General features: G+C 51.9%; 10 protein-coding genes and 1 pseudogene. 6 read left to right on the top strand and 5 right to left on the bottom strand.

Annotated features, from left to right (window positions below):
* Positions 1-18 precede the first annotated feature (18 nt).
* The 3 genes from lptM to AC3RPL_RS18825 form a co-directional block, all read right to left on the bottom strand.
* Positions 19-219: an LPS translocon maturation chaperone LptM gene (lptM, locus tag AC3RPL_RS18815; RefSeq protein WP_490741134.1), complete on the bottom strand. Its 201-nt coding sequence runs from the start codon at positions 217-219 to the stop codon at positions 19-21.
* Between the two features lie 213 nt (positions 220-432).
* A complete protein-coding gene (locus tag AC3RPL_RS18820; RefSeq protein ID WP_034938886.1) occupies positions 433-753 on the bottom strand; it encodes a cupin domain-containing protein in 321 nt (106 codons plus the stop codon).
* A gap of 195 nt (positions 754-948) precedes the next feature.
* Positions 949-3,504, bottom strand: a complete 2,556-nt coding sequence (locus AC3RPL_RS18825; protein ID WP_490741135.1) for a class I adenylate cyclase — start codon at positions 3,502-3,504, stop codon at positions 949-951.
* Positions 3,505-3,788: 284 nt separating this feature from the next.
* On the opposite strand from AC3RPL_RS18825, the gene hemC reads away from it, so the two are divergent.
* Genes hemC through hemY form a run of 4 tightly spaced genes read left to right on the top strand, consistent with a single transcriptional unit; the run spans position 3,789 to position 7,808 of the window.
* Positions 3,789-4,730, top strand: coding sequence for a hydroxymethylbilane synthase (gene hemC / locus AC3RPL_RS18830; RefSeq protein WP_490741136.1), 942 nt, complete (start codon positions 3,789-3,791; stop codon positions 4,728-4,730).
* Positions 4,727-5,467, top strand: a complete 741-nt coding sequence (hemD, locus tag AC3RPL_RS18835; protein WP_034938894.1) for a uroporphyrinogen-III synthase — start codon at positions 4,727-4,729, stop codon at positions 5,465-5,467. The genes hemC and hemD overlap by 4 nt, the downstream gene beginning before the upstream one ends.
* Positions 5,468-5,490: 23 nt before the next feature.
* Entirely contained in the window at positions 5,491-6,615 is a 1,125-nt protein-coding gene (hemX, locus tag AC3RPL_RS18840) for a uroporphyrinogen-III C-methyltransferase (protein ID WP_490741137.1), read from the top strand.
* Between the two features lie 2 nt (positions 6,616-6,617).
* Positions 6,618-7,808 carry a protoheme IX biogenesis protein HemY gene (gene hemY, locus AC3RPL_RS18845; RefSeq protein ID WP_034938898.1) on the top strand — a complete coding sequence of 397 codons (1,191 nt, stop codon included), beginning with the start codon at positions 6,618-6,620 and terminating at the stop codon, positions 7,806-7,808.
* A gap of 656 nt (positions 7,809-8,464) precedes the next feature.
* Here the strand turns inward: hemY and AC3RPL_RS18850 are convergent.
* Positions 8,465-9,238 carry an AraC family transcriptional regulator gene (locus AC3RPL_RS18850; RefSeq protein ID WP_490741138.1) on the bottom strand — a complete coding sequence of 258 codons (774 nt, stop codon included), beginning with the start codon at positions 9,236-9,238 and terminating at the stop codon, positions 8,465-8,467.
* Positions 9,239-9,356: 118 nt separating this feature from the next.
* Here AC3RPL_RS18850 and AC3RPL_RS18855 point away from each other — a divergent pair.
* Positions 9,357-10,081 (top strand): annotated as a pseudogene (locus AC3RPL_RS18855) (type 1 glutamine amidotransferase).
* 150 nt (positions 10,082-10,231) lie between these two features.
* On the opposite strand, the gene AC3RPL_RS18860 reads toward AC3RPL_RS18855, so the two are convergent.
* Entirely contained in the window at positions 10,232-10,873 is a 642-nt protein-coding gene (locus tag AC3RPL_RS18860; protein WP_490741139.1) for a recombinase family protein, read from the bottom strand.
* A gap of 167 nt (positions 10,874-11,040) precedes the next feature.
* On the opposite strand from AC3RPL_RS18860, the gene AC3RPL_RS18865 reads away from it, so the two are divergent.
* Complete coding sequence (locus tag AC3RPL_RS18865) at positions 11,041-14,028, top strand: Tn3 family transposase (protein WP_490741140.1); 2,988 nt, start codon at positions 11,041-11,043, stop codon at positions 14,026-14,028.
* Positions 14,029-14,153: the final 125 nt, after the last annotated feature.

The following is a 14,153-nucleotide window of genomic DNA, read 5'->3' on the forward strand; positions in this document are numbered from 1 at the left end:
CCGGTGGCTGCATCATCGTTACTGAGCCGCTTGTTGATCCGAACCTGTGGCGGTGACCGTAGACTGCTGTTGCCCTTTGCTGGTTGTCGGTTTGCTGGCAGCAGGCGTCTGTTTCTGAGGTTGCTCCGGCGGCGGGAAATATAACGGCCCTTTCAGTCCACATCCTGCCAGGCTGCTCACAGCCAGCACCATCGCCATCCGGCAAATCATTTTGTTCATGCTCATTCTGCTCGTTATTGATGCCCGTATGGTTGACTATCATCGCAGGTGAAGTGTTAAAAGCAACAGGAAAAGGCGATCGATTTACGAAGAAAGAAATACCCTGCGCTGATGGCCCGCAGCGTTTCAGGAAAGCCTCGTTTGCATCGCACCGCCTCGCCTGACTGCATTGTTCAGTAGAGGCGGTTTCACCCTGGCGGTGTTCAGACGGGCTTAAAGAAGGTCATGACGATGCGGGGTGAACATATCCACCAGCACACCACTTTCCAGACAAACACAACCGTGCACGATGCCCGGCTTGTTATAGACCGTATCCCCGGCCCGAACCTGATACTGCTCGTCGCCGACGGTGAAAATAAAAGTGCCGCTACGGACATAGGTCAGTTGTTCATGCGGATGGGAATGCTTCGGCCCGATAGCCCCCTGCTCGAACCTCACCTCGACACACATCATCTTGCCGCCGTGGGCCAGCACACGTCTGCTTACCCCTTCACCCACTCGCTTTACCGGGGAATCTTTATGAAAAAAGAACATGCATGCTCCCTGTCAGACTGGACTCAACCCCATTATTCTGGTCAGCACAGCACGGTTTGCCATTACGGCGCGGAGGAAATGTGACTGGCGTCAACGCTGTTTGCAAAAAAATGCGACGCCATCTGGCAGCGTTAAGGCGGTCTTCATACGCCGGTGAAGCAGAGCCAGAGAGGAGGAACGCTACGGCTGTCGCGGTCAATGCATCTGGAAGCGCTGATCGTAATTCGCGCCGGGATCGTTATCTGACAGGGTGGTGCGGAGTTGCGCCAGCGTCTGACTGCGGAAAGGAATCACCTGGAAACGTCCATCCGTCTGCACAATCTGGTAGAACTGAGGCAGATTAAAGTTGATAAAGCTGGAGCCGTAGGTAAAACGATCGTGTGAAGAAGAGTAAAAACGGCTGACATCACGCACCAGCTCTTCTTTGCTTCCTTCACAATGGTGGTAAACCTCCACTCGATTGCTTTCATCAAGTATGTAGATATTAAAGCCGTGGTCGTCCTGCGTATCCTCGAAGAAAAACTGGATGATCCCTTCGCTGGCGTGACCATTAACCACCACGGGCAACTTCGCGTGGTCGGTTTCCACCTTGATTGATAATCCGTGCAGCTTGTTATTTGAGATTGCGCCATAGAATTCGACCGCATTTTCCAGCTTTTGCACCGAGACACTGAGCCGCTCAAAGAACAGTCCCCAGGTCTGGCCCGCCACGCGTACCGCTTTAAACCGGCCTGGCTCCTGGCGGGTGCTGGAGAGACGTAGCTCAATGCATTCTGACACCAGCTGCTGCACGCGGGTACGGATCAGACCACGCAGATGCTGGCTGTAGCAAAACACCTCAACCGCATCTGGCGGCGCTGCATCCTGATGCATTTTGCCGAGAATGGTTTTCAGCCCTTCGATCATTGCCTGCTCACCGCTGAAATGCAGAGTACGCACTTCATTCCAGGAATTGCGATAGAGCAGATCGATACTGCCGATCAGGCACTGCTGCTGCTGCCCGAAGCTGAAGACATCCAGCTTGCGGAAGTCAAAATGCACCACCTGATTGCGAAAGGCCGCCGTAGGATCGTGTTCCAGATTGACGATAATCGCCAGGTGACGGATTTCACAGGGACTGTAGAGTGCTTTTGCCGATGGTGCCGGAATGCGCAGCGGAAAATGGTGCGACACGTCTGCCACCAGCTCCTGCAAACGCGCCAGATCGCACAGCTCATTACCTTTAATATGCAGACGGGTTTTGCTGGTCAACAAGCCGTTAAACCACGCCCAGGCCACCAGTTTGTTGAGATAGCGATTATATTCCAGCGGTTGATGGCTGATAATTGACTGCATATCCGGCGACTGATTATACAAATACCAACCTGCACGATTAGCACGACCATGCGGCACATGAATAAAGGTCAGATGCGGTTCAGAAAGATCGGGCGAAATCTGTGGATTAAATAGCGTAACCTTACCCGGCAGCGCTTCGAAAACAGCATAAAGTTTACGGGTCAACACCCCGATATCCTGTGGGCTGGCGCTGACGCTGAGATTGTTACGGCGGGCAAAGCGGATCAGGTTGCGATAACTCTGCATCATCGCATCGAGCAGTTCATTGTGTGCTTCGCGGACACGCTCAATTTTCCAGTCAGCGCGACTGTCGAGAATGGCGATACGCTCCGCGCTCCAGCCCCACTCACTTACCAGCTGACCGAGGATCTCACGACGCCAGCCGGATTCGCCACTCTGCTCTGACAATTTCTCACACACTTTCAGATAGAAACAGCGCCGGACGAGATCGAGGCGGGCAAAATCATCAATGCTGGTAAGATACCGCGTCACCCTTTCCAGCATCATGCAATAGGGATCAAGACCATAGCAGACAATTTCGCCATCATGCAGACGCTGTTTGATATCCATTGCCAGCAACCGTGTTGACGGGTACTCCCATGAGTAGGCTTCCAGCAACAGCGTTTTCAGCACGGCCTTGTAGGGCGAGTCGATACTCTTGTACAGCTGCCACAGGCTGGCACCGAAATACTCTTCGGCAGAGAGCGTATCCAGACCGCCGAGATCCAGCCACTCGTTCGGCGTCAGCACCCCTTTCTGGTACAGCGACATCACATAGTCGTCGTAGTGCTCTTCTTCCTCGTCAGGCACCATATTCCACAGGATGCGCTTGCCCGCCAGGCGAACGGCGGTACGGTAGAACTCATCCAGCAACAGTATATGCTGGGTCGAACCGCAATCTTCGCCGCCGAGGCTGCCGCTTTCATTGTGGCGGAAGCGATTTTCATCAATCAGAAAGAAGCTGACTTCGACCCCCATCGCTGCACACCATTTCTGTAACAGCGTGCATTTTTGTTGCAGACAGAGGCGTTCTTCGTTGTCCAGCCATGACTGATGGCAGACCCAGATATCCAGGTCTGATATGTTGTTTTGCCCGACAGAGGAGGTGCTGCCCATAGAGTAGACGCCGGTTATGGGCATTTCACTCTGTGGAGGAAGGATGGGGGTCGACGCCGATTTGCTTTCTAAATCATCCAGCCAGGCCGTCTGGTTTTCATCAGGCGTGTAAAAGCTGATGCCATGTGGAACGTTACCCTCAAGGTAACCCGGCATCAGCGGATGATGATAATGCAATAAGGTTGGCAGCAGACTGTAAACCTGTTGAAACGCAGGTCCCATGGCAGCAAGAGCGCGATCGACACGCAGTTGGTTGATGGCATCCAGTCTCTGTTTCAGTGTCTCTATATAGAGGTACAAGACGTCTCGCCTGATTGTCCCAGTGCTTACAAAAACCGTGTTTCCCGAATCCACCGCTTGGTTTAGAAGTAGTCGTGCAGATTAATGCCGGAAACGTGATCAATCTAACATCTGGCAGATTGACCGTAAAGAAAGTTGCGTTACCACAGTTTAGCACGTTTTGAAATCAATCTGACGGGTCAGAGCGGCAATCCCTCTCTTTAAGCCGGTCCTGCCTGTGGAAACTGACAGCCTTCACCTGTCGATGTTAGGATAATGATTGAACGATAAAAACGGTAACAAGCATGTTAGACAAAATCTTAAGAATTGCCACCAGGCAAAGCCCGCTTGCATTATGGCAGGCACATTATGTTCAACAACGTCTGATGGCCTGTCATCCGGGGCTTCGGGTGGAACTGGTGCCGATGATCACCAAAGGTGATGTCATCCTTGATACCCCTCTGGCAAAAGTGGGCGGCAAGGGGTTGTTTGTTAAGGAACTTGAACAGGCGCTGCTGTCCGATCGCGCCGATATTGCCGTGCATTCGATGAAGGACGTGCCGATTGCCTTTCCTGAAGGACTGGGGCTGGTAACAATCTGTGAACGTGAAGACCCGCTTGATGCCTTCGTTTCCAACCATTACGACTCTGTCGATGCCCTGCCACAGGGTGCCGTCGTCGGCACCTCCAGCCTGCGTCGCCAGTGCCAACTCAGCGCACGACGTCCCGACCTGATAATTCGCTCTCTGCGTGGCAACGTTGGCACCCGGCTCGGTAAACTCGACGCGGGTGACTACGACGCGATCATTCTGGCCGTCGCCGGGTTGAAACGTCTGGGATTGTCCGAACGTATTCGTCATGCCATGCCCGCTGAAGAATCATTGCCCGCAGTAGGCCAGGGCGCGGTGGGAATCGAATGCCGTCTTAATGACAGTCCGACTATCGCCCTGCTTGCGGCGCTGAACGATGACGATACCGCAGTAAGGGTGAAAGCCGAACGGGCGATGAACACCCGCCTTGAAGGCGGCTGCCAGGTGCCAATCGGCAGCTTCGCCGTGCTTCAGGATAATCAGCTGTGGCTGCGCGGGCTTATCGGCTCGCCGGATGGCAAAGCGATGATCTGTGGTGAACGCCGTGGCCCACGTGAAGATGCCGAGAAGATGGGCATTTCACTGGCAGAGGAGTTACTTGATAACGGTGGCCGCGAAATTCTGGCCGAAGTCTATCAGGGGAACCCTCCGGAATGAGCATCCTCGTAACCCGCCCCGCTCCGGCTGCTGAACAACTGGTGGATCGATTACGCCTGGCGGGAAAGGTTGCCTGGTCAATGCCACTGATAGAATTTACGCCAGGACGCGGGCTGGAAAATTTAGCCGCTCAGCTCAACGCACTGCAAAAGGATGACCTGGTATTCATTGTCTCGCAGCAGGCCATCCACTATGCGCAACCCGCTCTGGCAAAGACCGGGACGATATGGCCCGTTAACCTGAACTATTATGCTATAGGACGCGCAACCGGCCTGGCCTTTCACACCGCCAGCGGGCGGGAGGTCGTCTGGCCTGAGGAACGTGAAACCAGCGAAGTGCTGATACAATTACCCGCATTGCAAAAGGTTGCCGGTAAGCGGGCGCTAATTCTGCGTGGTAATGGTGGACGTGAACTTCTGGCGGAAACCTTGCAACAGCGCGGGGCTGATGTACAGTTTGTTGAATGCTATCAACGTAGTGCAAAGCATTATGATGGCGCAACGGAAGGACGCCGCTGGCGGGACCGGGGCATTACCACCCTGGTGGTAACCAGCGGGGAAATGCTGGAACAGCTCTTTTTGTTGTTCCCCAATATTGATCGTGAGGAATGGCTTCTTCACTGCCGGGTGATTGTCGTCAGTGAACGTCTGGCCACCCGCGCCAGGGAACGGGGCTGGAGTGATATCAGGGTGGCCGATGGGGCCGATAACGACGCTTTGCTGCGGGCGTTACAATAAACTTAAATATGGGATATGCCACAATGACGGAACAAAAAGATTCCTCTGCCATGGTTGATGAGACTGCCTCAACGGGAGAGATCTCAGCGCCAAAGCCTCAGCGCCAGTCGCGCAATACTGCGACAGCACTGGCCGTTCTGGCTATTGCCATCGCACTGGCTTCAGGCGTTGGACTTTATATTAACGGTAAGCATCAGACAGAACAGCTGGCTGCGGCAAATCAGACGCTGGCTAATCAACTTTCCGAACTTCAGCAGCAATCGGCCAGCAGCAGACAGACTCTGCAACAACAGCTGACCACGCAAACCGGCGCATTAGACACCGCCCGTCAGCAGCAGGCCGCGATGAGCCAGCAGCTTGACCAGTTAAAAGAAAAGGTTGCCACCATCTCCGGTAACGATGCCCATACCTGGATGCTGGCGCAGGCCGATTATCTGGTGAAACTGGCTGGACGTAAGCTGTGGAGCGACCAGGATGTAACCACGGCGGCCGCCCTGTTGAAAAGTGCTGACAACAGCCTGGCAGAGATGAACGACCCGAGCCTGATAGAGGTACGTCGGGCGCTGACCAATGACATCAGCTCACTCTCAGCCATCAGTCAGGTCGATTATGACGGCGTTATTCTCAAGCTGAATCAGCTATCTAATGGCGTGGATAACCTGCGCCTGGCGGACAGTGACAACAGCGACTCTCCAATGGATTCTGACAGCGGGGAGCTCTCTTCATCCCTGAGCGAATGGCGACAGAATCTGGTAAAGAGCTGGCACAACTTTATGGATGACTTTATTACCATCCGTCGCCGCGACACCACGGCCGAGCCGCTGTTGGCACCAAATCAGGAAATCTACCTGCGTGAAAATATCCGCTCAAGGCTGCTGGTTGCTGCCCAGGCGGTTCCGCGTCATCAGGATGAGATCTACAAACAGTCTATCGATACCGTGTCCGCCTGGGTCCGGGCATGGTTTGATACGCACGATCCGGCCACCAAAGCTTATCTCAGCCAGCTTGACGAGCTGAGCCAGCAAAGCATCTCGATGGACGTGCCTGATGCGCTGCAAAGCCAGCCAATGCTGGATAAACTGATGCAAACGCGCGTGCGCAACCTGCTGGCCCAGCCTGGTGCCGGACAACAGCAGCAGGGAGAATAAGCATGCTTAAGGTCCTGATACTCTTTTTATTACTGATGGCTGGGATAGTGCTGGGTCCGATACTGGCCGGTCATCAGGGCTATGTCCTGATCCAGACCAGTAACTGGAATATTGAAACCAGCGTCACCGGGCTTGCCATTATTCTGATCCTCGCCCTTCTGGTCATCCTGCTGATTGAGTGGGTGTTGCGCCGTTTGTTCCGCACCGGTGCCCGGACACGCGGCTGGTTTCTGGGCAGAAAACGCAATCGCGCCCGCAAGCAGACCAACGCTGCATTGATGAAACTGGCCGAGGGCGATCATCGTCAGGTTGAAAAACTGCTGTCAAAAAATGCCGATCACGCCGAACAGCCGGTGGTTAACTACCTGCTGGCAAGTGAAGCTGCCCAGCAACGCGGGGATGAGATTCGCGCCAATCAGCACCTGGAGAGAGCGGCTGAGCTGGCGGGTGACGATCAGCTACCGGTTGAGATCACCCGAGTACGCATTCAACTGGCCCGCAATGAAGACCATGCGGCCCGACACGGCATTGATCGCCTGTTGGAAATTGCGCCGCGCCACCCTGAAGTTCTGCGGTTGGCCGAACAGGCTTATGTGCGCACCGGCGCATGGAGTTCCCTGCTGGATATCCTGCCAGCAATGAATAAGGTGCAGATCTTTGATGAGGCTCACCGAGCGACGCTGCAACAGGAAGCCTGGCTGGGCCTGATGAACCAGGCTATGGCCGAACAGGGGAGCGAGGGGCTGAAGCGCTGGTGGCAAAATCAGAGCCGCAAAACTCGCCATGACACGGCGTTGCAGGTTGCCATGGCAGATCATCTTATTGTCTGTGACGATCATGAAACGGCGCAGGAAATTATCCTCGCTGGTCTGAAGCGCAATTATGACGATCGTCTGGTCCTGCTGATGCCACGCCTGAAAACCGGTAATCCGGAACAGCTGGAGAAAGCGCTGAATCAGCAAATCAAACAGCACGGTGCCACGCCGCTGCTTTACAGCACGCTGGGGCAGTTGCTGATGAAACACGGCGAATGGCAGCGGGCCAGCGAGGCCTTCAGGGAAGCGCTGAAGCAGCGTCCCGATGCTTTCGACTACGCCTGGCTGGCAGATTCGCTGGATCGTCAGCAAAAGCCAGAGGAAGCCGCAGAAATGCGCCGTGACGGACTGTTACTGACGCTGAAAAATAATCCCTGAATTCAGTTCATGGTCACCATCAGCCGGGTTAAATGCCCGGCTTTTTATTGCCTGAATGCTACCGTGGCGGCAAAAAAAAACCTGCCAGTCCGGCAGGTATAAAGTTCAGGTCGGTAAGACAATTTGACTGATACCTGACTCAACGTAGTGCCCTTTACCATTAAGATCTTGCGACGATAGTGGTGGCTGGACAACAGGTATCGTAAACGCCTCTGCATCATTCCCAGGTTTATGAAGCTTGCGAAAACATAAGAGGTGGAATGAGCATCTACGAAGTTGTTATTGCATTAACTGTGCCACCAGAAAATAAACTCGTAAAAATAACTATAATTAACTGATTAATATGATTTTATTTAAATCAGCCCGCACACTGTCCGTGGGAGGCAATGTTTTCTGTTGTCAGACGGGGACGGGATCTGTCGCAGTATGGCGACAGGCTACAGACAGACAATTAAAAACCTTTAAAATCATAATATTAACTGTCTCCCAAATGAGACAGGGTGTCTCTTAACGGCTCTCTGTCAGTAAGAGGGGTCAGTTTGGATATCGAAAATTATTGTACGTTAAGGCCATTTTTTGTACTTCCAGGCCGCAGTAAGGGCGATCGATCATGTTGACAGGCAGCTTTGAGCTAAGAGCGGACATAAACCCATAGACTAAGGCAAAAAATCGCGCGGCGTTGAATACAGAATGGAACGAAAAGCAGCTGTAAATGCAGCCGGGCATGAAAAACCAAGCTGGTAAGCGACCTGTTTGATGGGGATGTCATTCGCGAGAAGATCTAACGAAGCGCAAATCCTGGCTCTCTGCTTCCATGTTCTAAAACTAAAGCCAGTATCCTTAATAAACAATCGCGAAAATGTACGTTCAGACATGGCGGCGATAAAGGCCAGATCGCCCAGCGATGCTTCCCAACGATGATTGAATAATAGTTCTCTGGCCGCAGAGAATAATCGCTCATCATGCGGCATTGGAAGCTCCGCAGCTAATGGGGGAGCCTCGCTGAGAATTTCTAGAAGCAACAGAGCCATTTTCCGTTGGCTCGGTCTGTTGTAGTCCTCACTGAATAGCCCTGCTATCAGCTCTTTGACCAGTGCCGTAGCCGTAATTACATGCACCTGGTTACTCTTCTCAAAGTTCGTACATTCAGCGATAAGGCTTCTGCTGAAATAGATAGCCCGTAGGTCCGTATGTGAAAGCAGGTGGTAACTATGGATCTGAAGAGGCGGTAGCCATAATGCACGCTGAGGAGGTATTACCCAGCGGTCATTCTCTGTTTCAACCAGCATAACCCCCCTGGTAGCAAACAGCAGTTGCCCCTCAACATGATAATGGGGAGGATCTGTCTCTCCACGCTGGTAGCTTATCGCTGTGCTTGACCAGCCCGTTGCTTCATCATGTCTTGGCGCTTTATCTATACTACATGGCATTTCAGATTTAGCCCCTGCAATTATGATATTGAAACTGGAACTACCCGGACTATGGCCCTATTGGATGGGTGAGTTATTTAAATGAAGATTATCACTGGTATTACAGGAGCATATTCTAATGCGGGTACACTTTATCGTACATGAAAGTTTTGAAGCCCCAGGCGCCTATGAAACGTGGGCCAGAAATCACGGCCATGATGTGACTTACTCACGCGTATACGCAGGTGATACATTGCCTGTGGACGCTGAGGGCATCGATTTCCTAATCGTTATGGGCGGTCCGCAGGATCCAGCCACTACACTGGAAGAGTGCATGTACTTCGATTCTAAAGGTGAACAGGCGCTGATTGCTTCCGCTGTTAAAACCGGTAAGGCTGTTATCGGCATCTGCCTCGGCTCACAGTTGATCGGTGAAGCGCTGGGCGCGCCGTTCGCACACAGCCCTGAAAAAGAGATTGGTAAATTTCCGATCACGCTGACTGAAGACGGCAGCAGTGACGAGATGTTCTCTCACTTTGCGAAGACGCTCGAAGTCGGGCACTGGCATAACGACATGCCAGGTCTAACGCCGGAAGCAAAAATCATCGCTTACAGCGAGGGAGTCCTCACCAGATCGTTTCATACTCGGATCGCGTCTTTGGTTTCCAGTGCCATATGGAGCTAACGCTGGATGTCGTTGAACAGTTGATCGTACATTCTGAGAAGGACCTGAGCCGTGCTGCAGAATACCGCTTCGTTAACACGCCTGAAGAACTCAGGGGTTACGATTATAGTGAAATGAATCAGGTGCTTTTTGGCTTCCTGGATAAGCTCGAAGCACGTTATAAAGCAGCTCAAGCATAATGTAATGCCCTGTGAGTTTGCCAGCCGGTTCTTATTTCAACGTCCGCTTCTGGCACACAGCGGACTTCATCAGGACACCAGTGACTAAATGTGTTTATAGGGCCTAGTTATCAGGCCATAACCGCAAATAAACAACGTAATTCAAAATTTTTAGGAAGATTCATTATCTTTATAAAGCGCTTGTATCCGGCAAATCTGTGAAGCACTGTAGCCCGTTGCATCTGCCGTTTCACGAATGCTCAGTTTCTTGATCTGCCGGTAGTACAGGACTTTCTGATGCCGTTCCTGGTCGGCCTGCTTACCCCGGTATCTCCCCAGCGTATGTGCCCGTTCAATCCCCTGCTTTTGTCGGAGGCGGCGGCTGAGCCAGTCCTTATGAGACATTGCTGCCATCAGGTCGATAAGCATGTTATTGATCGCGGTTATTACCGCACGGGTGATCGGGTCAGCCTGTGAAGGATCTTTATCTGACAGGGCCTGCCATGAGGTGGGGACATCCAGGCTGACAATCCGCAGCTCGTGTTGCTCTATCTGCTTTTTAAGCGTCATCCAGTCGCTGTTGCTCAGGCGGGTCAGGCGGTCAATCTGCTCGACCAGCAAAATATCATTGTGGTGACTTTCCATCAGTAAGCGTCCCAACTCCGGGCGGTCAAGTTTTGTACCGCTGATGTTTTCCCGGTAGTAACTGGCTATTTTATGTCCACGCTCCTGAACAAACTGCTCCAGCATCCCTTTTGCCCTGTCAGCAAACTGATCTTCCGTCGATGCCCTTAAATAAGCTCTGATGAACATTTTTTCACCACGTTATCGCATTTAGATTATTTCATTTATTCTATCGCATATAGGTTATGTCATTCATCGTGTGGCGTCACGTTTTAGGTCTGGCGTCAGGGTGTACCCTTGTGCGATAACCACTTTTGTTAAAAATAACACACTGAATAATTTACAAGGAAAACTATATGGCACGGAGGCAGATTCTTTCGCTGTCGGAAAGAGAATCATTACTGGCATTACCAGACGACGAGTTAACGCTAACCCGAATGGCGTATTTCAGTGAGCAGGATCTGGCACTTATTAATGCTCACCGTAAACCCGCCAGCCGTTTTGGTTTTGCCGTTCTTCTTTGCTATCTGAAAAATATCGGGTTTGCTCCGGATAAAAAATCGTCCCCATCGGCAGAATTGCTCAGAGTCATCGGCACCCGACTTAAACTTTCAGCAGAACTCTGGCAGGAATATGTTTCCGGTCGTGATACCACCCGGCGTGAGCACCTGGGGGAACTTTACCGGTATCTGGAACTAAAGGCTTTCAATGGTGCGCTTCAGAAAGAATGCATCCAGCATCTGCTTCCTCTGTCTACCAGGACTGATCGGGGCATACTTATCGCAGAGGAACTACTGAAGTACCTGCATCAGCGGCGAATTATTGTTCCCGGTATTGATGTTGTGGAACGCACCTGTGCTGAAGCGATGACGCTGGGTGATAAAGCGGTTTATACCACACTGAATGAGCACCTTAGCGTTACGCATAAATCAGCCCTTGATGCGCTACTGGTGACCGCCGAAAAACAAATTTCTCGTTTGACGTGGTTGCTTCAGCCTCCGGGGAAGATCAATGGAAAGAATGTCCTGCAACATCTAGACCGCCTTAACGCCATTGAAACACTGGCGCTACCGGAAGGCGTGGAGAGAACCGTTCACCAGAACCGGTTGCTGAAACTCGCGCGGGAAGGCCGCAAAATGAGCAGCCGGGATTTAGCTGATTTTGCCTCTGCTCGTCGATACGCAACGATGGTCTGTGTACTGACTGAGGCCAGAGCCACAATCATTGATGAAATTATAGAACTGCATGAACGTATACTGGGCAGTATGTTCAGCCGGGCAAAACGCCAGCAGGCCGAACGCCTTCAGAAAACGGGTAAGCTCATACAGCAAAAATTACGACAGTATGTTTCCGTCGGACAGGCGATCCTGGATGCCCGCAGCGCAGGCGAAGACCCTCTGTCTGCTGTTGAACAGATATTACCGTGGGAAGATTTTGCCGCCAGCCTGGAGGAAACCCGGATCCTTGCACGCAAGGATAATTTCGAACCGCTTCATCTTATTATCGAAAAATTCAGCACGCTGCGCAAATATTCCTCCCGGTTGTTATCGGCCCTGCAACTGAGGGCCACTCCGGCCGCCTTACCGCTTAATTATGCCCTTGATACTATTCGTGAGATGTACCGTAAGCAGCTAAGAAAGGTTCCTTCATCTGCACCGCTGGATTTCATTCCGGAGAGCTGGAAAAAGATGGTGATCACCCCCTCGGGTATTGACCGGCAATACTATGAAATTTGTGCAATGAACGAACTGAAGGGGGCGCTGCGTGCCGGTGATATCTGGGTCCGGGGTTCCCGGCGCTACAAAAACTTCGATGACTATCTTATGCCAGGAAACGATTTCGAAAAGTTATTAAATAATAATCAGTTAAATATTCCTGCCGAAACAAATTGCGAAACTTACCTAAAGGCAAGGCTGACGCTGCTGGCCTCCCGCCTGGAGGAAGTTAACGCAATGGCTGTTACCGGAGATCTTCCCAATGTGGATATTTCAGATAAAGGTCTGAAGATCACCCCGCTGGATAACAGCGTTCCTTCCACAATATCACCACTGGCCGACCTGATTTACAGCATGTTGCCGCACCCAAAAATTACAGAAATACTGGATGAAGTTGAGCGATGGACAGCCTTTACGCGACATTTTACTCATCTTAAGAACCCGCTTACCCGCCCGCAGGATGACCGTTTGCTGCTTACCACCATCCTGGCGGACGGCATCAATCTTGGGCTGACCAAAATGGCCGAATCCTGTCCGGGAACCACGCGATCTTCGCTGGAAAACATGCAGGCATGGTATATCCGTGATGAAACGTACTCTGCTGCACTGGCTGAACTGGTCAATGCCCAGAAGTCGCGTCCGCTGGCGGCATTATGGGGAGACGGTTCAACCTCATCTTCTGACGGCCAAAATTTTCGGGTTGGCAGCCATGGCCGCTATGCGGGTCAGGTCAACCTGAAGTACGGTCAGGAACCGGGGATACAGTTTTATACGCACATTTCTGACCAGTACAGCCCGTTTTACACCAAAGTCATCAGCCGTGTTCGTGACTCCACCCACGTACTTGATGGCCTGCTGTATCACGAAAGTGATCTTGAAATCACGGAGCATTACACCGATACGGCAGGTTTCACGGAGCATGTTTTTGCGCTGATGCATCTGCTGGGGTTCGCTTTTGCACCAAGGATCCGGGATCTTCATGACAAGCGGTTGTTTATTCAGAGGAAGACTAATAAATATCCGGCTCTACAGTCAATTATTTCCACAACTCCACTGAATATCAGGGATATAGAAACCCACTGGAATGAAATTCTGAGGCTGGCGACCTCAATAAAGCAGGGAACGGTGACCGCGTCTCTGATGCTGAAAAAGCTGGCCAGCTATCCGAAGCAGAATGGGCTTGCTAAAGCGCTGAGGGAAATCGGCCGTATGGAACGAACACTGTTTATGCTGGACTGGTTCCGCGATCCTGCACTGCGTCGCAGGGTTCAGGCCGGTCTGAACAAAGGAGAAGCCCGCAATGCCCTTGCCAGAGCCGTCTTCATGCATCGTCTGGGCGAAATTAGGGATCGTGGTCTGGAAAACCAGAGTTACCGCGCCAGTGGCCTTACACTGATCACAGCCGCGATCACATTGTGGAATACCGTGTATATAGAAAACGCCATTAACCAATTGAAAAAGAAGGGGCTACCACTCAACAATCAATTGCTGTCACACCTGTCTCCACTGGGCTGGGAACACATTAATCTGACAGGAGACTATATCTGGCGAAGCAATAAGAAGCTGGCTGAAGGGAAATATCGTCCTTTACGACCTGTTGATATCAGGCAGTACAAAAAACAATCTTAACGTACAATATTTTCCGTTTCCCAAACGGAGCCCTAAGACAACGACCGCCGCCAACATGAAAAGGCAGGCATTTCCTGTTCTCAGCCTCTCTCAATACCCCCCACTTCTCTCTTTTGCCAGCCGCC

The organism is Erwinia papayae (assembly GCF_058241465.1).

Coding starts and splice junctions, on each gene's coding strand:
- lptM (WP_490741134.1), bottom strand. CDS start 219: ATGAACAAAATGATTTGCCGGATGGCGATGGTGCTGGCTGTGAGCAGC.
- AC3RPL_RS18820 (WP_034938886.1), bottom strand. CDS start 753: ATGTTCTTTTTTCATAAAGATTCCCCGGTAAAGCGAGTGGGTGAAGGG.
- hemC (WP_490741136.1), top strand. CDS start 3,789: ATGTTAGACAAAATCTTAAGAATTGCCACCAGGCAAAGCCCGCTTGCA.
- hemD (WP_034938894.1), top strand. CDS start 4,727: ATGAGCATCCTCGTAACCCGCCCCGCTCCGGCTGCTGAACAACTGGTG.
- hemX (WP_490741137.1), top strand. CDS start 5,491: ATGACGGAACAAAAAGATTCCTCTGCCATGGTTGATGAGACTGCCTCA.
- hemY (WP_034938898.1), top strand. CDS start 6,618: ATGCTTAAGGTCCTGATACTCTTTTTATTACTGATGGCTGGGATAGTG.
- AC3RPL_RS18850 (WP_490741138.1), bottom strand. CDS start 9,238: ATGCCATGTAGTATAGATAAAGCGCCAAGACATGATGAAGCAACGGGC.
- AC3RPL_RS18860 (WP_490741139.1), bottom strand. CDS start 10,873: ATGTTCATCAGAGCTTATTTAAGGGCATCGACGGAAGATCAGTTTGCT.
- AC3RPL_RS18865 (WP_490741140.1), top strand. CDS start 11,041: ATGGCACGGAGGCAGATTCTTTCGCTGTCGGAAAGAGAATCATTACTG.